We start from the raw sequence: 18,595 nt of genomic DNA on the forward strand, positions 1-18,595 counted from the left end.
CGAGGTGTCACTGGTGATGACCGACCGGACCCTGCTGCCCGCCGCCTTCGGCGGGACCGCACCGGCCGACGACTGCGCCACCATCCCCGGGTGGGGACCCGTCCCCGGGACCGAGGCCCGAGCCCACATCGCGGCGCTCCTCGCCTTCGGCGGTGACGCGCATGACGTCGATGGGAACGCGGAGGGTGCCGCTGAGAAGGCTGGGTTCGTGTGGCTGCGGCGGCTGTGCACCGACCCGACCGGTCGCGACCTCGTCGCGCTCGACTCCCGGCGCCGGCGCTTCCACGGCGGGCTACGCCGGTTCCTCGAGCTGCGCGACCCCACCTGCCGCATCCCGTTCTGCGACGCCCCGGGCGTCGAGTCGGACCACGCGCACCGGACCACCGACGGCGGCGCCACCGACGCGGTGAACGGCACCCGCCTGTGCCAGCGGCACAACCTCGTCAAGGAGCTCGACGGCTGGCACGTCCGCGTCGAGTCGACCGGACTGGACGGCACCGGAGCACACGGCACACGCCTCACGACACCGACCGGACGAACGCACGACGCGACCGCCCCACCGGTCCTCGGCCACGGATGGACACCACCCTTACCCGACGACGACATCCACCACGACGGCGAACCGCCGCCCTCACTGGCGGACTGGTGGCCCGACGACGACGCCTACTGGGCGGCGTGAGGCCTCACCCGGCGAGCGCCTCTTGGCGCAGCACGATCCGGGTCCACGACCCGAGGTAGAGCACGTTGCCCGAGCGGACGGGGAGGCCCACCTCGATCGGGTCGTCGGGGATGTCACCGACAGCGGCACTGACGTAGGTGCCGTTGGCCGAGCCCAGGTCCTCGAGCACCCACCCGGCGCCGTGTCGCGTGAGCTGGGCATGACGTCGGCTGACGCCCGCGTCACCCTCGCAGTCGATGTGGGGGGCGACCGACGACGTGGCGCTGTGCCGCCCGATGAGGATCTGGCTGCCGCGGAGGCTGACGACCGTCGGCGGGCCCGGGTCGGGCAGCCGGTCGGGGCTGCTCTGGCACTCGTACCACTGGGGGTCGACCCAGACCTCGGCCACCCAGGGGGCGGCTGCGGCGAAGCGGCTGCCGGGGAGGACGGGCATGCGGGCTCAGGCCCGGGGCGCCGGAGGCACGTCGGTCGGGTCGATCGGCTGCGTGTGCTCGACGGGCGCCGCCGGCGTCTGGGCCGGGGACGGTGTCCCCGGGGGTGCCTGCGGGGTGTGCGGCGGCTGGGCGCCGGAGTAGCCGCTCGGCGGCGGGATGGTCGCATCCCGCTGCCCGAAGTCGACCCGGGGCGCCTCTCGCTGCTCGCCGACGGCCTCGAAGTACTCCGCCTGGCGGATGCCGAAGAGGTTGGCGACGATGTTCGTCGGCACCGTCTCGACCTTGGTGTTGAGGTCGCGCACGGTGGCGTTGTAGTAGCGGCGGGCCGACGCGATGCGGTCCTCGGTGGAGGTCAGCTCCTGCTGGAGCGCAAGGAAGTTCTGGTTGGCCTTGAGGTCCGGGTAGGCCTCGGCCACGGCGAGCAGGCGCCCGAGCGACTGGCTGAGGATGTTCTCGCTGTCGGCCTGCTGCGCGGGCGACTGGTTCGGCTGCATCGCCGCACTGCGGGCCCTCATGACGTCCTCGAGGGTGCCGCGCTCGTGGGCGGCATACCCCTTGACCGTCTCGACGAGGTTGCCGATGAGGTCGTGGCGCCGGGTGAGCTCGACGTCGATCTGCCGCCAGGCCTCCTGCACGAGGTTGCGCAGCTTGATGAGGCCGTTGTACATCGCGACGACCACGCCGACGAGCAGCAGCACGACGACGGCGATGACGATGGCGGTGATCATGGGAACTCCCCTGTTGGTGGCGTCTCGCTCGCGATCCTAGGGCCTGGCAGGGCCGGTTCAGGCGAGGCCGAGGTCGGCCAGGCCGTACGCGTGGCGGTACTCCAGACCGGCGTCGGCGAACACCTGCGCGGCCCCCGTGGCGCGGTCCGCGATGGTCGCGACACCGACGACGGTGGCTCCCGCCTCCTGTGCCGCCCTGGCGGCGTCGAGCGGGGAGGCGCCCGTGGTCGAGGTGTCCTCGACGATGAGCACGCGCCTGCCCTCGATCGACGGACCCTCGATGCGCTGCTGGAGGCCGTGCGCCTTGCCCGCCTTGCGCACGACGAAGGCGTCGAGCCGCTCGCCCGCCGCCGCTGCCGCGTGGAGCATCGAGGTGGCGACCGGGTCGGCGCCCAAGGTCAGGCCACCGACCGCGTCGAAGTCCAGGTCGGCCACCATCTCGCGCATGACCCGGCCGACGAGCGGGCTCGCCTCGCCGTCGAGGGTGATGCGGCGCAGGTCGACGTAGTAGTCGGCCTCCTTGCCGGACGACAGGGTGACCCGGCCGTGGACGATGGCCCGGTCCCTGATGAGCTCGAGCAGTCGGGCGCGGTCCGCAGCGGTGTCGGTCATGCGCCCGAGGCTACCGAGCCGCCGGTCAGTCGGCGGACGGGCGGTGGACGCCGCGGGACTGGACCCGCACCAGCGGGCGCGGGAGGAGCCGCAGTGCCGCCACCGCGACCTTGTAACGACGGCCGGGGACGGAGACGACCTTGCCCCGGTCGACGTCGGCAAGGGCGTCGCGCACCAGCCGCGGGGCGTCCAACCAGACGAGCTCCGGCAGCCGGCTCATGTCGACGTCGGCTCGCTGGTGGAACTCCGTGTGGGTGAAGCCCGGGCACAGTGCCGTCGCGGTCACACCCGTTCCCCGGAGCTCGGCCGACAGCCCCTCGGTGAACACGGTGACGAAGGCCTTCTCCGCGCTGTAGGGACCGGACGCGAGGAAGGACGCCACCGACGACACGTTGACGATCGCCCCGCGACCCCGGGCGCGCATGGCGTTGCCGGCCGCGTGGGACAGCACGAGCACGGCCCGGGCCAGCACGTCGAAGACCGCCTCCTCGTCGGCGACGTCGTTGTCGAGAAACCGCTTCTTGAGCGAGTAACCCGCGTTGTTGACGAGCACGTCGACCGGCTGCTCCACCGACGCGAGCCGGGCCGCCACCCGAGCGGTCAGCTCGCGATCGGAGAGGTCGGCGGGGAGCACCTCCACGTCGACGCCGTGGGCCGAGCGCAGCTCGTCCGCGAGCGCCTCCATCCGGGCGACGTCGCGCGCGACGAGGACGAGGTCGTCACCGCGCGCGGCGAGCTGGAGGGCGAACTCCCGGCCGATGCCGGCGGTGGCGCCGGTCACGAGTGCTGTGCTCATGCCTCGACTCTAGGCAGCCTGCTGGCTACCCACGGGTAGGGTGTAGAGGTGCGCATCGCCACCTGGAACGTCAACTCCATCCGTTCACGCATCGACCGGGTCGAGGCCTGGCTCCAGCGGTCCGAGGTCGACGTCCTTGCGATCCAGGAGACCAAGTCCCGCGAGGACCAGTTCCCGTTCGACCGCTTCGAGGCCCTCGGCTACGAGGTCGCCCACCACGGGCTGAGCCAGTGGAACGGCGTGGCCATCGCCTCCCGGGTCGGGATCGAGGACGTGAGCCGGGGCTTCCCTGACATGCCGCACTGGGGCGAGCCGGCCGCCGAGGAGGCCCGCGCCATCGGCGCCACGTGTGCCGGCATCCGCCTCTGGTCCCTCTACGTCCCCAACGGTCGGCACATCTCCGACCCGCACATGCACTACAAGCTCGCCTGGCTGGAGCAGCTGCGCGTCCAGACGGCCGCCTGGGCCGCCGAGGGTGCGCCGTTCGCGCTCATGGGCGACTGGAACATCGCGCCGCAGGACGAGGACGTCTGGTCGATGGAGTACTACCTCGACAAGAGCCACGTCAGCCCGCCCGAGCGCGCCGCCTTCCAGGCCGTCCTCGACGCCGGCGTCGTCGACGTCGTCCGCCCCCACACCGAGCCCGGGACCTTCACCTACTGGGACTACCAGAGGCTCGCCTTCCAGAAGCGCCGCGGCATGCGGATCGACTTCATCCTCGCCTCGCAGGCCCTCGCCGAGCGCGTCCGCGGCGCCGCGATCGACCGCGAGGAGCGCAAGGGCAAGGGCGCGAGCGACCACGCCCCGGTCGTCATCGAGGTGGCCGACGCGTGAGCCAGCGCACCCTGAAGATCCCTGCCGAGGGTGGGGCCCTCCTCGCGGCCACCGAGTTCGCACCCGCGTCGACGCCGGACGCCGACACCCCGACCGTCGTCCTGGCGCACGGGTGGACGCTCACCCGCGAGAGCTGGGAGCCGGTCGTGCGGGAGGTGCAGTCGCACAGGGACGTCCGCATCGTCACCTACGACCAGCGCGGCCACGGGGGCTCCGGCTGGGGCCGGGTGCGGTCGCACTCGATCCGTGCGCTCGCCGACGACCTCGCGACCGTCATCGCGGCCACCGCACCGGCCGGGCCGCTCGTCCTCGGCGGTCACTCCATGGGCGGCATGACCGTCCTGGCGTATGCCGGCCGGCACCGTTCCGCGTTCGCGGACCGGGTGCGCGGGACCGTTCTCGTGTCGACGACGGCCTCGGTCGAGGACCGCAGGGCCATCCGAGGGGAGGCCGCCGCGATGGGCCTCGCCGCGCGCGTGCCGCTCCTGGCACCCCGAGGCCTCCTGCCCGCGGCGGTCCACCGCCGGCACGCCTTCGGCGAGAACCCCGACCCGGCGGCGGTGAAGGCGACCGCGCGCCAGATCGGCCGGACGCCGATCGCGACCACCGGCCGCTACTTCGCGTCGATCAGCGCCCACGACGAGGTGGAGTCGCTCGAGAGCGTCGCCCTCGCCCCCTCCCAGGTGCTCGTGGGCAGCCGGGACCGGATCACCCCGGCGAGGTGGTCGCGGGCCCTGCACGCCGGCATACCCGGCTCGCGCCTCACCGTGCTGCCCGGCAAGGGGCACATGCTCACGTACGAGGCCACCGACGTCGTCGCGGACGCCCTCATCGAGATGATCGACCGCCGCTGACAAGGCGCCTCAGCGGGCGCACCGGTGTCCCGACACACGACACGGCGTGGTCGTCTGCCACGCGGAACCTGCCGTATCACTCCGGGTAGTCGTTCCGTCGGCGGCCTGCGATGGCCGGGTCCGGGAGCCTGCGGTTGAGCGAGAACAACCGGCCGAGGACGGGCATGAGGACGATATTGAGCCCGTGCAGGACGCCGATGATGAGCAGGATGCCGCCGATCCGCATGAGCTCGAAGGTGACCTGGCCCGCGGTGACGTCCTCGATCGGCTTGATGCTTGACCAGCCGTCGGATGGCGCGACCCTGACCGTGAAGAGGATGTAGGCGCTGAAGATGAGGTAGTAGACGATGTCCGTGAGGACGATGTAGCTCTTGCCGGTGAGCGGGTTGTCGTGGAAGACGTCTGCGGCATAGGCCCGCCCGAACCTCTTGATGAACGGACCGAGCCAGAGGGCGATGGCACCGAGGACGAGGTTCGTGGCGACTTCGAGGACCCACCAGGGCATGGCGAGGGCTCCGTTCTCTGCGCGGGGGGTGAGGGTGAGGACGGCCGTGACGACCAGCATGAGGACGAGCAGTCCGACGAGGGACCAGGTGAGCACCGAACGCCGACGGACCCGGTCGGCCTCGATGCTCTCCACGACCCGCTCGAACAGGTCGGGCGAGGGCTCCATGGGGTAGTCGGACAGGGCACGGCTGAGACGGTCCTCGAGGTTGCTCATCGGGTGCCCTCCAGGGTGGTGGCGAGGCTGGCGAGCCCGCGCTGCAGGTGGGTCTTGACGGTGTTGTTCGTCAGGCCCAGGGTCTCGGCGATGTCGGGGATCGACAGGTCCAGGTAGTAGCGCAGCGTCACGCAGTCCCGTTGTCGGCGCGGGAGCGAGCGGAGGGCGTCGATGACCTGCTGGCGCTCCGCCCGAGTCGTCGCGTCCTCCTCGGCGGACGGCGCATCCGGATGCGCGGGCGGGCGGTGCCGCAGGGAGACCAGGCCACGACGGTTGTGGTCCCGGGCGAGGTTGATGACGATCGAGCGGAGGTATGCCGCCGGGTTGCCACCGTGGCGGATCCTGCCGGCCGAGCGTGAGAGTCGGATGAATGCCTCCTGGACGAGGTCCTCGGCGGCGGTGCGGTCGTCGAGGTAGAACCGGGCGAGGCGGGTCAGCGAGGCCGCTTCCGCGGCGAAGAGCCCGACGATGTCGAGGCCGGGCCCGACGTCGGCGACGGACTCCATCGCCCTGACAGACGCGCGAGCAACGGTGTCCGGGTGACCTGCCGGACCGACATTTTTCTGTGAGGTTCCGGTGTCACCCAGCAGCCCCGGAAGCGCGTCTGCATCGATGTCGGCACCCGGTCGACGACGAAGAAAGGTCACCCCGATGCTCACCTCCTCACCACTGCGAACTGCTGCCGGCGCCACCGCCATCGTCCTCCTGACGGCCACCCCGGCGCTGGCACTTGGGCCATTCCTCCGCACCTCGGGCGCCCTCAGCGACTTGGCCCCGGCGGCCTCCGGTCCGTTCGACGGGGCCAGTGCCCGCGTCCAGATGGTCGAGTCGGCGGCCGGCAGTCACGTCGTCCTCACCGTCAAGGGCATCGGCCCGGCTGCGGAGGGCAACACCTATGGTGCGCACCTGCACGACGGACCGTGCATTGCCGGCGACGGACCCGCGGCCGGCCCGCACTACAACGCCCACACGCACGGCCAGGCGCCTCTCCCCGGCGTCAGCGACCGCACCGAGGTCTGGCTGGACTTCGCCGTCGAGGACGGCGCCGGGACCGGCACGGCGAGCGTCCCGTTCGTGCCGAAGCCGGAGAACCGCTCGGTCGTCATCCACGCCCTCCCGACGAACCCCCAAACCGGTACTGCCGGCGCGCGGCTCGCCTGCCTCACGGTCGCCTGGTGATGGCCGCCCTCCTGCGCCACCTCGGTGCCGGCCTCGCGCTCGGCGTGGTGACCGGTGCCGTGGCCCGAGGCTTCATGGCGCTGCTCACCGAGGACCCGCAGTTCAGCTGGACAGGCACGGCCTTCATCGTCGGCGTGTTCGCCGTCGCGGGCCTCTCGTTCGCCGCCGCCCACGACGTCAAGCTGAGGCAGCGGTCGCGGTGGTGGAAGCTGCTCGCCCTGCCGGCCGCGCTGATCGGCTTCGGGCCGGGCGCGCTCATGGTCCCGCCCATCGTGGGCATGGCCCTCGTCGGGTCGCGCAACCGCTGGGTGCGGATGTCCGGCGTCGTGCTCCTGCTCGGGTTCCTGGGCTTCATGCCCACCCTCGTGGGGTCCTCGGACGAGCCGTTCACCACCCGCACCCTTGCCGGCTTCGTGGTCATGTTCGTCGTGTGCGCCGCGGTGGCCGCCGGTGCCCGGACGGCCCTGACGGGCTGGACGCCGAAGCGGTCACGCGGTGCGGTGGCGTCCCTCGAGGCCGAGCGCGAGCGAGGCCAGGGCGCCGACCGCGGCGGCGACGGCCGCCCCGCGGAAGACGTACTCGACCTGCACGACCGCCGCATCGAGCAGGGCCTGGCTGTCGGTCTGGTCGGGCAGGGCGGCGACGGCGGCGTAGTACTGGTTGAGCCCGATCGCCGTCAGTAGCGCCAGCCCCACGACCATGCCGATCATCCGGGCGACGACCACGAGCGCGCTCGCCGTGCCGTGGGCGTCCTCGGGTGAGTCGGCGAGGGCGGCGTTGTTGACCGGCGCCAGGGCCAGACCGATCCCGAGCCCGACCGCCGCGAGGACGACCGTCGAGGACCACTCCGCGAGCGACCCGCGGCCCCAGGTCGACATGACCAGCAGCCCGACGGCCGTGAGCGCGAGGCCCACCCCGCTGACGAGGCCGTCCCCCAGTCGACGCAGCGACCAGCCTCCGACCAGCGCCCCCACGGGGACGGCCACGAGGAAGCGGACGAGGACGAAGGCGGCCACCGTCTCGCTCTCGGTGTGCACGAGGCGGGCGAGCAGCGGCACGTCGACGATGACGGCGACGAGGGCGACCCCGACGCAGAGGCTGACGAGCAGCGACCACCGGGTCCGGCCGACGACCACTCCGCGCGGGACGAGCGGGTGCCTCGCCCGGCGGTGGTGCGCCAGGTAGAGGACGGCGAGGACCGCCGCCACCGGGAGCAGGGCGAACCCGAGTGGGCCGACCACCTCCTTCTCCGGGTCGGAGGCGGCGAAGGTCAGTACGACGCAGCCGAGGGCCCCACCGAGGAGCAGCGCTCCGAGCAGGTCGGCGCGGCGCAGGACAGCCCAGGACCCGTGCACCCACAGGACGACGGCGAGCGCGACCAGCAGCAGCGCGAACACACCGATCGGCGTGAGAACACGCGAGCTCGACCCACCGAAGGGCACGAACGGCACACCGAGCGTCAGGTCCGTCGCGAGGGCCTCGGGAGCCGCCAGCGCCAGCCACCCCACGAGTGCGGCCACGAGCGAGACGACGACGGGCAGCGCCCGGGGACGGGACGGCATACCGCCGCCGACGGCGACCACGGCGGCGGCGAGCAGGACACCGAGGACGGCGTTGAGCCAGAAGATCGCCCGCCCGTCGGCGACCGCGAGCACGGCCGCGCCGAGCACCGGTCCCAGCACCGAACCGAGCTCCTGCACCGCTCCGACGACACCCAGCGGGGTGCCCCGACGCTCACGGTCCCAGAGCTGGGCGACGATGGCGAGGGTGGCCGGGACGAGGCCGCCGCCACCGACGCCTTGGATGACGCGACCGGCGACGAGGACCGGCAGCTCGACCGCGAGCGCGGTGACCGCCGAGCCGACGACGAAGATCGCGAGACAGGCGAGGAGCACCCGCTGGCGCTCGGTGAGGTCGGCGAGGCGGCCGATGAGCGGGAGGACGGCGATGTAGCCGAGCAGGAACCCGGAGATGATCGGGGTCGCGCGCTGGAGGTTGTCGATGCCGAGACCGACGCCGGCCATCATGTCGGTGAGCGCGAGCACGACGACATAGGTGTCGGCGGCCGCGAGCGCCACCGCGACGGACGCCGTCGCGAGCAGCGCCCTAGGGGCGGGTGATCTCAACCGGCGTCCCGTAGTTCTTGAGGCGCAGGGTGAAGGTGGAGGTCGTGCCGGCGAAGAACGGGCCGGTCAGGTCGACGAGCTGGAGCGTGTCGCCCTCGGCGATGCCGTAGGTCGCCGTGAAGGTGCTCGTCCCGTCACCGAGGTTGAGCAGCTCCTTGATCCGGGCGCCGGGCAGGGTTCCGCTGTACTGCTGGAGGACCGCCGCGCCATCGCGGACCTTCTCCCCCGCCACCGGGCTGCCGGTGTCGACGAGCAGCGCGGAGATGCCGGAGGCGGGGTCGAAGAAGTTCGACGGGTTCGGGGCGCCGAGGTCCGCGAGGTCGGTCGGGTTGTAGCCCGGGGTGAAGAACTTCATGTAGGCCTGGTCGCCGATCGTCACCACGTCGGCCGAACCGGTGACGCCCTTGATGGTGGCGGTGACCGTGCCCTTGAACTTGGGCTCGGTGGCGCTGATCTCGCCGGTGCCGATGGCGCCGGTGACGCCGTTCTCGGTCTTCGGGACGTTCTTGCTCGACAGGGTGAGCCCCACGAACTTCGCCTCGTCGAAGGTCTTCTTCGCTGCGGCGAGGTCCGCCGTCGGGTCGACCTCGGCCTCGGCCGCACCTCCCCCGGAGCAGCCGGTCAGCAGGACGACGGCCACGGTGAGGGAGGTGCCCAGCAGGGCGCGTCGTCGCATGGGGCTCACCCTACGTGCCGGCCGAGGCTCAGCCGAGGACGAGCCCGTCGTCCTTGCGGTCCACGGTGACGGTCTGGCCGTCGCGGACCTCGCCCGCGAGGAGGGCGCGGGCCAGGCGGTCGCCGATCTCCTTCTGGACGAGCCGGCGGAGCGGACGAGCACCGTATGCCGGGTCGTAGCCGGTCTCCGCGAGCCACTCCCGTGCCGTGTCCGTCACCTCGAGGGTGATCCGGCGGTCGCTGAGCCGTGCCGCGAGAGCACGGACCTGGAGCTCGACGATGTGGCTCAGCTCCTCGCGCGACAGCGGGTCGAAGATGACGACCTCGTCGAGGCGGTTGAGGAACTCCGGTTTGAACGACGTCCGCACCGCCGCCATCACGGCGTTGCGCTTGGCCTCCGGCTCCATCAGCGGGTCGATGAGGAACTGGCTGCCGAGGTTGCTCGTCATGACGAGGATGACGTTGCGGAAGTCGACGGTGCGGCCCTGCCCGTCGGTGAGGCGGCCGTCGTCGAGGACCTGGAGAAGGATGTCGAACGTCTCGGGGTGGGCCTTCTCGACCTCGTCGAGCAGCACGACGGAGTACGGCCGGCGCCGGACGGCCTCGGTGAGCTGGCCGCCCTCCTCGTGACCGACATAGCCGGGGGGCGCGCCGATGAGCCGCGCGACGGCGTGCCGTTCGGAGTACTCGGACATGTCGATCCGGACCATCGCCCGCTCGTCGTCGAAGAGGAAGTCGGCGAGCGACTTGGCGAGCTCGGTCTTGCCCACACCGGTCGGTCCGAGGAAGAGGAAGCTCCCCGTCGGCCGGTCGGGGTCGGCGATGCCGGCCCGGCTGCGGCGCACGGCGTCGGAGACGGCCTGGACCGCGGTGGACTGGCCGATGAGGCGCGAGCCGATGATGGACTCCATGGAGAGGAGCTTCTCGGTCTCGCCCTGCAGGAGGCGGCCGGCCGGGATGCCGGTCCACGCCGAGATGACCTCGGCGATGTCGTCGGCGCCCACGCGCTCCTTGACCATGAGGTCGGACGAGCCGGCTCCGGCCGCCGCCGCCTCCTCGTTGGCCGCCGCGAGCTGCTTCTCGAGCTCGGGGATCTCGCCGTAGAGAAGCCGGGAGGCACCTTCGTAGTCACCCTCGCGCTGGAGCCGGTCGGCGCGGGTGCGCGCCTCGTCGACCTCGGCCTTGAGGTTCCCGACCCGGTTGAGGCCGGACTTCTCGGCATCCCAACGGGCGTTGAGGGCCGAGAGCTGCTCGGACTTGTCGGCGAGGTCTTCCTGAAGTAGCTGCAGGCGGGCCCTGCTTGCCTCGTCGGTCTCGCGCTCGAGGTGCAGCTCCTCCATCTTGAGCCGGTCGACGGCCCGGCGGAGCTCGTCGATCTCGACGGGACTGGAGTCGATCTCCATGCGCAGCCGCGAGGCCGCCTCGTCGACGAGGTCGATGGCCTTGTCGGGGAGCTGGCGTCCGGTGATGTAGCGGTCGGAGAGGCTGGCCGCGGCGACCAGGGCGGTGTCCTCGATCTCGACCTTGTGGTGGGCCTCGTAGCGTTCCTTGAGCCCGCGCAGGATGGCGACGGTGTCCTCGACCGAGGGCTCGCCGACGAAGACCTGCTGGAAGCGTCGCTCCAGCGCAGGGTCCTTCTCGACGTGCTCGCGGAACTCGTCGAGGGTCGTGGCACCGACGAGACGGAGCTCGCCACGGGCGAGCATCGGCTTGAGCATGTTGCCGGCGTCCATGGAGCCGTCGCCGGTGGCGCCGGCGCCCACGACGGTGTGCAGCTCGTCGAGAAAGGTGACGATCTGCCCGTTGCTCGCCTTGATCTCCGCGAGCACGGCCTTGAGCCGCTCCTCGAACTCACCGCGGTACTTGGCGCCGGCGACCATCGCCCCGAGGTCGAGGCTGATGAGCCGCTTGTCCCTCAGCGACTCGGGGACGTCGCCGTCGACGATGCGCTGGGCGAGACCCTCGACGACCGCGGTCTTGCCGACTCCCGGGTCGCCGATGAGGACCGGGTTGTTCTTGGTGCGGCGGGAGAGGACCTGGACCACCCGGCGGATCTCGGCGTCGCGGCCGATGACGGGGTCGAGCTTGCCGTCGCGCGCCGCCGCGGTGAGGTCGGTGCCGTACTTCTCGAGCGACTCGCTGCCGCTCTCCTGCGCCTCGGACGTCACGGTGCGGCCTGCCCGCAGCTCGTCGATGCGTGCCTCGACGGCTGCGGCTGCGCTGCGCTCGACGCCGGGGAGGGCGCCCTTCTCGACGAGGGCGAGGACGAGGACGTCGGTGGCCAGGTGGGTGTCGCCCTTGGCCGACATCAGCGTCGTCGCGTGCTGGAGCACAGCGAGGGCGGCCTGGCCCAGCGTCGGCGTGGCGGCGCTGGGACCGGAGCTGACCGGCATACGGGAGAGCGCGGAGCGCGCGGCTGCGGTGACGGCAGCGGCCGTGGTGCCGACCGCCTCGAGCAGCGCCGGCGTCGAGGTCTCGGACTGCTCGGCGAGAGCCAGCGCGAGGTGGTCGGGGGTGACCTCGGGGTGGCCGGCGGCCTGGGCGGCGCGCTGGGCGAGGGCGAGGGCTTCGGCGACCTTGGTCGTCGGCGTCAGTTCCATGGGCGTCTCCTCACGAGCTCAGGACAGGGGTCTCGCCGGGTCCAACGCGCGCGAAGTTGAGTTGATTCCGCTCAACTCTGACATCTGCCTCAGCAGGTCGCCGCGATGTCCTCGACCTGGTCGGTGGGCTCGCTGGGTGAGGTGCTTGGCGACGGCGCCGTCGACGGCTTCGGGGTGGTCGTCGACGGGGCAGGGGTGGCCGTCGTCGAGACGGGAGCGGGCTCGATGGCCGACTGCACGAGGGCGCGGATCTTGGCGAAGTCCGGCCGGCCGACGTCGACCACCTTGTTGGTGATCGGCAGGCTGCGGATGGAGCCGCTCTCCTGCACGGTCCCGACGAGCTCGGCCCATGCGGGCAGCTCGGACTGGGGGATGTCGACGCTGACGTTGTCCTTGACCACCCGGGCCAGCGAGGGGTAGTTGCGGAGCAGCTCGGTCGGGTTCGCCTGGTCGAGGATCGCCGCCGTGACGCACCGCTGGCGCCGCATGCGGCTGAAGTCGTCGCTGCCGGCACGGGAGCGGGCGTACCAGAGGGCGTTGTAGCCGTCGAGCCGCTGCAGGCCGGGCTCGATCCAGCGCTCACGGTCCCCGGCGAAGACGATGCGTCCGTTGCGCAGCTGACAGTCGACGCACACCCGTTCCTTGACGTTGATCTCGACGCCCCCCATGGCGTCGACGAGCGCACGGAAGCCGGCGAGGTTCACGACCATCGAGCGGTCGATGTCGAGGCCGAGGGTCGCTCCGATGACGTCGCGGGTGGTCGTGAGCCCGGGGTTGGGGTCCCCCGCAAAGAGCGTGGGGTCCGCTGCGGCCGCATCGCTCGCCAAGGTCCAGACGCCGTTGAGGAGGCACTCGTCCCCGCAGTCGTAGCCGTTCGGCCACTTCGCCGAAAGGGGATTGGAGTTGGGGATCGGGACGCGCTCGAGGTTGCGCGGCAACCCGAACAGCACCGTGTTCCCGGTCTCGGTGTCGATGCTCGCGACCATCATCGAGTCGGTGCGCACACCGACCCGGGTGTCGCTGGCGTCGGAGCCCAGCAGGAGGATGTTGACGCGCGGGTTGCCGGCCCACGCGTTGGCGTCCTCCTCGTCGACCCCACCGGAGATGACGCTGATGACGTCGTGCTGGATGGTGAGGTAGCGGACGGCCGTGGCCGCCGGTGCGACGACGACGAGGCAGCAGAGCGCGGCGAAGGCGGCCCGCCAGACCCGCCCCGACCCACCCGGGGAGGTCTCACGTGCCGTGAAGAGGATGCCGAGGCACCAGAGCAGCGTGCCCACGACGATGAGCACGAGCAGGGTCACGAGCATCCGTGGACGGACGGCGAGGTCGAGCGCGGCGAGCACGAAGCCCTTGCGCCACGCGTAGAACAGCACGAGCGAGGTGAGCAGCAGCGTTCCCAGCAGCAGGGCCAGCCCCTGCGGCCGGCGCCGGGTCGGGATGAGGCCGGCGCCCGGCAGGAGGGTGCTCAGCGCCGTCAGGCCGAAGAACCGGCCGGAGCCGTCGTCCGGGTGGCGACTGTCCTGTCGGCGCGGGGTGGTGGGCACGCGGACATCATGCCGCTCACGCCTATGTGCTCCGTGAGAAAGCGCGGGACTCGCCGGTCAGCCCCGTACGCCCAGCCATGCCACGGCCGCCGTGATGATCTCCTCGGGCGGCCGACGGACATCGAGCACGATGCCGCTCTCGTCGGGGCCGAGCGGCTCGAGCAGGTCGAACTGCGACTGCAGCAGCTGCGGCGGCATGAAATGACCGCGGCGGCTCGTGATGCGCTCGCGAATCACCTCCGCGGGTCCGTCGAGGTGCACGAAGTCCAGGGAGGGCAGCCCGGTGCGCAGGACGTCGCGATAGCGCCGGCGAAGGGCCGAGCAGGTGATGGCGGTCGAGTCCCCCGCCTCCGAGCGCTCCTGCATCCACGCGTTGAGCGCCTCCAGCCACGGCCCCCGGTCCTCGTCGGTGAGGGCGACGCCGGACTCCATCTTCTCGATGTTGGCCCGAGGGTGGAAGGCGTCCGCCTCGGCGAAGGTCATGCCGGTGCGCGCGACGACGCCCTCGGCGATGGTCGTCTTGCCACTGCCCGAGACGCCCATGACGACGACGTGTCGGGTGCGCTCCGCGTGGTCGGCCATCTGGGCAACCTACCGGGCGCGGGCCCACCAGCGCCCGCACACGGCTCGGCCCCGCCACCCGGGACGGGTGACGGGGCCGAGCAGATGCCGGTCCTGTCGGGTGGCAGGGTCAGCCGGTGACCGCGGAGAGCGTCGGGTCGTTGGCGTACGCCTCCTTGGCGTTCTCCTTGGTGACGATGAGCGGCTCGAGCAGGTTCGCCGGGACCACCTTGACGCCGTTGTTGTAGGACTTCTCGTCCGTCACGGTCGGCTTCTCGCCCTTCTGGAGGGCGGCCACCATCTCGAGGGTGGCCTTGACGAGGTTGCGGGTGTCCTTGTTGATGGTCGAGTACTGCTCACCGGCCATGATCGACTTGACCGACTCGACCTCGGAGTCCTGACCAGTGACGACCGGGACCGGCTTGCCGGCGGCCTTCACCGACGTGATGATCGCGCGGGCGAGGGTGTCGTTCGGGGAGAGGACGCCGTCGAGGGTGCCCGAGGCGTAGGACGCCGAGAGGAGCGTGTCCATGCGCTTCTGCGCGTTCTCGGCCTTCCAGCCCTGGGTGACGGCCTGGTTGAAGTTCGTCTGGTTGGAGACGACCTTGAGGGTGCCGTCGTCGATCTTCGGCTTGAGGACGCTCATGGCGCCGTCGAAGAAGACCTGCGCGTTGGCGTCGTCGGGGGACCCGGCGAACAGCTCGATGTTGTAGGGACCGGCTGGCTTCTTGGCGGCCATGCCCTCGAGGAGCGCGTTGCCCTGGAGCTCGCCGACCTTGAAGTTGTCGTAGGCGGCGTAGTAGTCCACGGCGTCGGTGTTCTTGATGAGGCGGTCGTAGGCGATGACGGTCGCACCCGCGTCCTTGGCGGCCTTGACCTGGGTGCCGAGCTGGGCACCGTCGATGGCGCCGATGACGATGACCTTGGCGCCCTTGGTGACCATGGACTGGATCTGGTTCTGCTGCTCGCCGACACCACCGTTGGCGAACTGCACGTCGGCCTTGAAGCCGGCCTTGGCGAGGTCGTCCTTGAAGAGGTTCTCGGCGAGGACCCAGTTCTCGGAGGTCTTCTGCGGCAGGGAGACGCCGATGAGTGCGTCCTTGGGGAAGGCCTCGGCCGCGCCGCTGGCGCCACCGCTCGCGGTGTCGGTGGAGGTCTCCTCGTCCGCACGGCCACAGCCGGTCAGCGCGAGGGCTGCGACGGCGGAGGCCGCCATCAACTTGGTGAGGGAACGCATGTCATCTCTTTCTTTCGTATGCCGTGACTTCCCCGGATCGGTTGGTCACCTGTGGTGCGGATGAAGTTGTGGTGCTGCGGCGGCCGGGTCAGGCCTCCTGCTTCACCGTCTCGCTCGTGTCCTGGGTGGCACGCCGGTTGAAGTTCTGCATCAGCAGGCCGGTGATCGACCGGCGTCCCTGCGACTTGTTGTAGACGTCGAAGGCGACGGCGGTGAGCAGGACGAGGCCCTTGATGATCTGGGTCATGTCGGCCCCGACACCGAGGAGCTGGAGACCGTTGTTGAGCACGGCCATGACGAGGCCACCGATGACGGCCCCGACCACCGTGCCGACGCCACCGGTGACGGCGGCGCCCCCGATGAAGACGGCGGCGATCGCGTCGAGCTCCCAGCCGACGCCGTCGAACGGGCCGGAGGCGTTGGAGCGGGCGACGAACATCATCCCGGCCAGGGCCGCGAGGATCGACATGTTCATCATGACGAGGAAGTTGACCCGCTTGGACCGGACACCGGACAGCTCGGCCGCGTGGCGGTTGCCTCCGACGGCGTAGACGTGGCGGCCGATGATCGTGCGGGTCGAGATGAAGCCGTAGAGCAGGACCAGCCCGCCGAGGATGAGCGCCGAGATCGGCAGCGACGTCCCGGGGCGGCCGGACGCCATCAGCAGGGCGACGGCGAGGATCGCGACCGAGATCAGCCCGAGCCGGATCCACATGGTCGAGGCGGCCTCCACCTCGGCGCCGATCTTGGCCTGGTTGCGGCGGTTGCGCAGGGTGCCCCCGATGATCGCCGCACAGACGACCAGGCCGATGAGCACGGTGAGGTTGTTGTAGCCGGTCTTGGGCCCGACCTCCGGGAGGTATCCAGCGCCGATGGTCTGGAAGCTCTCGTCCACGGGGATGGTGTTGGACTTGCCGACCCACTGGTTGGCGCCGCGGAAGAGGAGCATGCCCGCGAGGGTGACGATGAAGGCGGGGATGCCGATGAAGGCGACCCAGAAGCCCTGCCACGCACCGACGACCGCGCCGATGGCCAGACCGAGCAGGATGCCCGTCCACCACGGGATGCCCCAGTCACGCATCGCGATGGCCACGACGATGCCGGCGAACGCCGCGACCGACCCGACCGAGAGGTCGATGTGCCCGGCGATGATGACGAGCACCATCCCGATCGCCATGACGAGGATGTAGCTGTTGCCCTGGAAGATGTTGATGACGTTGCCGGGGTCGAGCGTCAGCCCGTCGGTCCAGACCTGGAAGAGCACGATGAGGAAGACGAGGGCGAAGATCATCCCGAACTGGCGGGTGTCGCCACCGAAGATCTCCTTGAGCTTGTTCATGCGGCGTCCTTCGGGCTCGTCGAGGTCTTGGTCATGAGGCGCATGAGGGACTCCTGGTCCGCGTGCTCCTTGTCGAGGACACCGGTGATCCGGCCCTCACTGATCGTGTAGATCCGGTCGCTCAGGCCGAGCAGCTCGGGCAGCTCCGAGCTGACGACGATGACGCCCTTGCCCTGGCTGGCCAGGCGCTGGATGATCCCGTAGATCTCGAACTTGGCGCCGACGTCGATGCCGCGCGTCGGCTCGTCGAGGATGAGCAGGTCGGGGTCGGTGAAGAGCCACTTGGCCAGGACGACCTTCTGCTGGTTGCCGCCCGACAGCTTGGCGACGTCGTAGTCGACGTTCGGTGTCTTGGTGCGCAGCTGTCGGCGGTAGTCGTCGGCCGCGGAGTGCTCCGCCCGCCGGTCGATGACGAAGTTGTGCGCGATCTTCTTGAGCTTGGCCGAGACCGTCGTCGTCTTGACGTCGTCGAGGAGGTTGAGACCGAGCACCTTGCGGTCCTCGGTGACGTAGCCGATGCCCGCGTCGATCGCCGCCGGCACGTTGCGCAGGTCGACCCGCTTGCCGTTGAGGGTCATCTCTCCGCTCAGCTTCGTGCCGTAGGAGTGGCCGAAGATCGAGCGCATGAGCTCGGTGCGACCCGAGCCCATGAGCCCGGCGAAGCCCACGATCTCGCCCCGCCGGACGAAGAACTCCGACTGCTTGGCGACGAGCCGGTCGGGCACCTGCGGATGCGCCACGCTCCAGTTCGTGACCTCGAACATCACCTCGCCGATCTCGGGCGTGTGCTCGGGGAAGCGCGACTCGAGCGATCGGCCCACCATGCCGCGGATGATGCGGTCCTCGTCGACGGCGCCCTCGCGGACGTCGAGCGTCTCGACCGTCTGACCGTCGCGGATGATCGTGATGGCGTCGGCGATCGCCTCGATCTCGTTGAGCTTGTGGCTGATCATGATGCTCGTGATGCCCTTGCCCTGCAGGCCCCGGATGAGGTCGAGCAGGTGTCGGGAGTCGCCCTCGTTGAGGGCCGCCGTCGGCTCGTCGAGGATGAGCAGCTGGACGTCCTTGGCGAGGGCCTTGGCGATCTCGACGAGCTGCTGCTTGCCGACACCGATGTTCTTGATCGGCGTCTCCGGGTCCTCCGCCAGGCCGACGCGGGCGAGGAGCTCACGGGCACGGTTGTTGGTGCGGACCCAGTCGATGGCGCCGTTCTTGGTCTCCTCGTTGCCCAGGAAGATGTTCTCGGCGATGGAGAGCTCGGGGATGAGCGCCAGCTCCTGGTGGATGATGACGATGCCGGCGTGCTCGGAGTCACGGATGTTGTTGAACGTGACCTCGGCGCCGTTGAAGCGGATCGTCCCCTCGTAGGTCCCGTGCGGGTGGACGCCGGACAGCACCTTCATGAGGGTCGACTTGCCTGCGCCGTTCTCCCCGCAGATCGCGTGGACGTCACCGCGGCGGACCGTCAGCGTGACGTCGGAGAGTGCCTTGACACCGGGGAAGGTCTTGGTGATGGCCGTCATCTCCAGGATGGGCGCCGCATCGACCACTGTGTCTCCTCGTCGGTCGTTCACCGCGGTCCTCGCTGGCCGCGGTGGCTCGATGCTAAACCCCAGACCTGTCCGTCGCGCACCCCTTTCCGGCACGACTCTCGGGCTTGTCCGATGGACAAG

Annotated in this window: 18 protein-coding genes; 4 read left to right on the plus strand and 14 right to left on the minus strand. The window is 70.7% G+C overall.

What is annotated here, in order from left to right; translation table 11 throughout:
- On the plus strand, positions 1 to 679 hold a 679-nt coding region (locus tag ACOJV9_RS14890; RefSeq protein WP_420186008.1), incomplete at its 5' end, for an HNH endonuclease signature motif containing protein.
- Positions 680 to 683: 4 nt separating this feature from the next.
- Here ACOJV9_RS14890 and ACOJV9_RS14895 read toward each other — a convergent pair.
- From ACOJV9_RS14895 to ACOJV9_RS14910, 4 genes are read right to left on the minus strand one after another with little or no spacing between them, the layout of a single operon-like run.
- Positions 684 to 1,112, minus strand: a complete 429-nt coding sequence (locus tag ACOJV9_RS14895; protein ID WP_420186009.1) for an FHA domain-containing protein — start codon at positions 1,110 to 1,112, stop codon at positions 684 to 686.
- A 6-nt stretch (positions 1,113 to 1,118) separates the two neighbouring features.
- Positions 1,119 to 1,841, minus strand: coding sequence for a LemA family protein (locus tag ACOJV9_RS14900; RefSeq protein WP_420186010.1), 723 nt, complete (start codon positions 1,839 to 1,841; stop codon positions 1,119 to 1,121).
- A 57-nt stretch (positions 1,842 to 1,898) separates the two neighbouring features.
- Positions 1,899 to 2,453: an orotate phosphoribosyltransferase gene (gene pyrE / locus ACOJV9_RS14905; RefSeq protein ID WP_420186011.1), complete on the minus strand. Its 555-nt coding sequence runs from the start codon at positions 2,451 to 2,453 to the stop codon at positions 1,899 to 1,901.
- Between the two features lie 25 nt (positions 2,454 to 2,478).
- Positions 2,479 to 3,249 carry an SDR family NAD(P)-dependent oxidoreductase gene (locus ACOJV9_RS14910; RefSeq protein ID WP_420186012.1) on the minus strand — a complete coding sequence of 257 codons (771 nt, stop codon included), beginning with the start codon at positions 3,247 to 3,249 and terminating at the stop codon, positions 2,479 to 2,481.
- A 48-nt stretch (positions 3,250 to 3,297) separates the two neighbouring features.
- Here ACOJV9_RS14910 and ACOJV9_RS14915 point away from each other — a divergent pair, with 48 nt between their 5' ends.
- Both ACOJV9_RS14915 and ACOJV9_RS14920 read left to right on the plus strand, forming a co-directional pair.
- Positions 3,298 to 4,083, plus strand: a complete 786-nt coding sequence (locus ACOJV9_RS14915) for an exodeoxyribonuclease III (RefSeq protein WP_420186013.1) — start codon at positions 3,298 to 3,300, stop codon at positions 4,081 to 4,083.
- Positions 4,080 to 4,937, plus strand: coding sequence for an alpha/beta fold hydrolase (locus ACOJV9_RS14920; protein WP_420186014.1), 858 nt, complete (start codon positions 4,080 to 4,082; stop codon positions 4,935 to 4,937). Before ACOJV9_RS14915 ends, ACOJV9_RS14920 begins: the two co-directional genes overlap by 4 nt.
- A gap of 76 nt (positions 4,938 to 5,013) precedes the next feature.
- Here the strand turns inward: ACOJV9_RS14920 and ACOJV9_RS14925 are convergent, their stop codons facing one another.
- Both ACOJV9_RS14925 and ACOJV9_RS14930 read right to left on the minus strand, forming a co-directional pair.
- Positions 5,014 to 5,658, minus strand: a complete 645-nt coding sequence (locus tag ACOJV9_RS14925; protein ID WP_420186015.1) for a hypothetical protein — start codon at positions 5,656 to 5,658, stop codon at positions 5,014 to 5,016.
- On the minus strand, positions 5,655 to 6,164 hold the full coding sequence (locus ACOJV9_RS14930; protein WP_420186016.1) for an RNA polymerase sigma factor: 510 nt from the start codon (positions 6,162 to 6,164) through the stop codon (positions 5,655 to 5,657). The genes ACOJV9_RS14925 and ACOJV9_RS14930 overlap by 4 nt, the downstream gene beginning before the upstream one ends.
- A 145-nt stretch (positions 6,165 to 6,309) precedes the next feature.
- Here ACOJV9_RS14930 and ACOJV9_RS14935 point away from each other — a divergent pair, with 145 nt between their 5' ends.
- Positions 6,310 to 6,837 (plus strand): superoxide dismutase family protein, encoded by a 528-nt coding sequence (locus ACOJV9_RS14935; RefSeq protein ID WP_420186017.1) that lies wholly within the window; start codon positions 6,310 to 6,312, stop codon positions 6,835 to 6,837.
- Positions 6,838 to 7,325: 488 nt separating this feature from the next.
- Here ACOJV9_RS14935 and ACOJV9_RS14940 read toward each other — a convergent pair whose 3' ends face one another.
- The 8 genes from ACOJV9_RS14940 to mmsA form a co-directional block, all read right to left on the minus strand.
- A complete protein-coding gene (locus ACOJV9_RS14940; RefSeq protein ID WP_420186018.1) occupies positions 7,326 to 8,963 on the minus strand; it encodes an MFS transporter in 1,638 nt (545 codons plus the stop codon).
- Positions 8,944 to 9,639 (minus strand): LppX_LprAFG lipoprotein, encoded by a 696-nt coding sequence (locus tag ACOJV9_RS14945; RefSeq protein ID WP_420186019.1) that lies wholly within the window; start codon positions 9,637 to 9,639, stop codon positions 8,944 to 8,946. Before ACOJV9_RS14945 ends, ACOJV9_RS14940 begins: the two co-directional genes overlap by 20 nt.
- A 28-nt stretch (positions 9,640 to 9,667) precedes the next feature.
- Positions 9,668 to 12,238: an ATP-dependent chaperone ClpB gene (gene clpB, locus ACOJV9_RS14950; protein WP_420186020.1), complete on the minus strand. Its 2,571-nt coding sequence runs from the start codon at positions 12,236 to 12,238 to the stop codon at positions 9,668 to 9,670.
- 89 nt (positions 12,239 to 12,327) lie between these two features.
- On the minus strand, positions 12,328 to 13,785 hold the full coding sequence (locus ACOJV9_RS14955; protein ID WP_420186021.1) for an LCP family protein: 1,458 nt from the start codon (positions 13,783 to 13,785) through the stop codon (positions 12,328 to 12,330).
- A gap of 57 nt (positions 13,786 to 13,842) precedes the next feature.
- Entirely contained in the window at positions 13,843 to 14,367 is a 525-nt protein-coding gene (locus tag ACOJV9_RS14960) for a gluconokinase (RefSeq protein WP_420186022.1), read from the minus strand.
- Positions 14,368 to 14,476: 109 nt separating this feature from the next.
- Positions 14,477 to 15,583, minus strand: a complete 1,107-nt coding sequence (locus ACOJV9_RS14965) for a substrate-binding domain-containing protein (protein WP_420186023.1) — start codon at positions 15,581 to 15,583, stop codon at positions 14,477 to 14,479.
- Between the two features lie 88 nt (positions 15,584 to 15,671).
- Positions 15,672 to 16,922: a multiple monosaccharide ABC transporter permease gene (gene mmsB, locus ACOJV9_RS14970; protein ID WP_420186024.1), complete on the minus strand. Its 1,251-nt coding sequence runs from the start codon at positions 16,920 to 16,922 to the stop codon at positions 15,672 to 15,674.
- Positions 16,919 to 18,445: a multiple monosaccharide ABC transporter ATP-binding protein gene (gene mmsA / locus ACOJV9_RS14975; RefSeq protein ID WP_420186025.1), complete on the minus strand. Its 1,527-nt coding sequence runs from the start codon at positions 18,443 to 18,445 to the stop codon at positions 16,919 to 16,921. Before mmsA ends, mmsB begins: the two co-directional genes overlap by 4 nt.
- Between the last annotated feature and the right edge of the window lie 150 nt (positions 18,446 to 18,595).

This window comes from Knoellia terrae (genome assembly GCF_048606435.1).
In the GTDB taxonomy this organism is placed as follows: Bacteria; Actinomycetota; Actinomycetes; order Actinomycetales; family Dermatophilaceae; genus Knoellia; species Knoellia terrae.

Coding starts and splice junctions, on each gene's coding strand:
- ACOJV9_RS14895 (WP_420186009.1), bottom strand. CDS start 1,112: ATGCCCGTCCTCCCCGGCAGCCGCTTCGCCGCAGCCGCCCCCTGGGTG.
- ACOJV9_RS14900 (WP_420186010.1), bottom strand. CDS start 1,841: ATGATCACCGCCATCGTCATCGCCGTCGTCGTGCTGCTGCTCGTCGGC.
- pyrE (WP_420186011.1), bottom strand. CDS start 2,453: ATGACCGACACCGCTGCGGACCGCGCCCGACTGCTCGAGCTCATCAGG.
- ACOJV9_RS14910 (WP_420186012.1), bottom strand. CDS start 3,249: ATGAGCACAGCACTCGTGACCGGCGCCACCGCCGGCATCGGCCGGGAG.
- ACOJV9_RS14925 (WP_420186015.1), bottom strand. CDS start 5,658: ATGAGCAACCTCGAGGACCGTCTCAGCCGTGCCCTGTCCGACTACCCC.
- ACOJV9_RS14930 (WP_420186016.1), bottom strand. CDS start 6,164: ATGGAGTCCGTCGCCGACGTCGGGCCCGGCCTCGACATCGTCGGGCTC.
- ACOJV9_RS14935 (WP_420186017.1), top strand. CDS start 6,310: ATGCTCACCTCCTCACCACTGCGAACTGCTGCCGGCGCCACCGCCATC.
- ACOJV9_RS14945 (WP_420186019.1), bottom strand. CDS start 9,639: ATGCGACGACGCGCCCTGCTGGGCACCTCCCTCACCGTGGCCGTCGTC.
- clpB (WP_420186020.1), bottom strand. CDS start 12,238: ATGGAACTGACGCCGACGACCAAGGTCGCCGAAGCCCTCGCCCTCGCC.
- ACOJV9_RS14960 (WP_420186022.1), bottom strand. CDS start 14,367: ATGGCCGACCACGCGGAGCGCACCCGACACGTCGTCGTCATGGGCGTC.
- ACOJV9_RS14965 (WP_420186023.1), bottom strand. CDS start 15,583: ATGCGTTCCCTCACCAAGTTGATGGCGGCCTCCGCCGTCGCAGCCCTC.
- mmsB (WP_420186024.1), bottom strand. CDS start 16,922: ATGAACAAGCTCAAGGAGATCTTCGGTGGCGACACCCGCCAGTTCGGG.
- mmsA (WP_420186025.1), bottom strand. CDS start 18,445: ATGACGGCCATCACCAAGACCTTCCCCGGTGTCAAGGCACTCTCCGAC.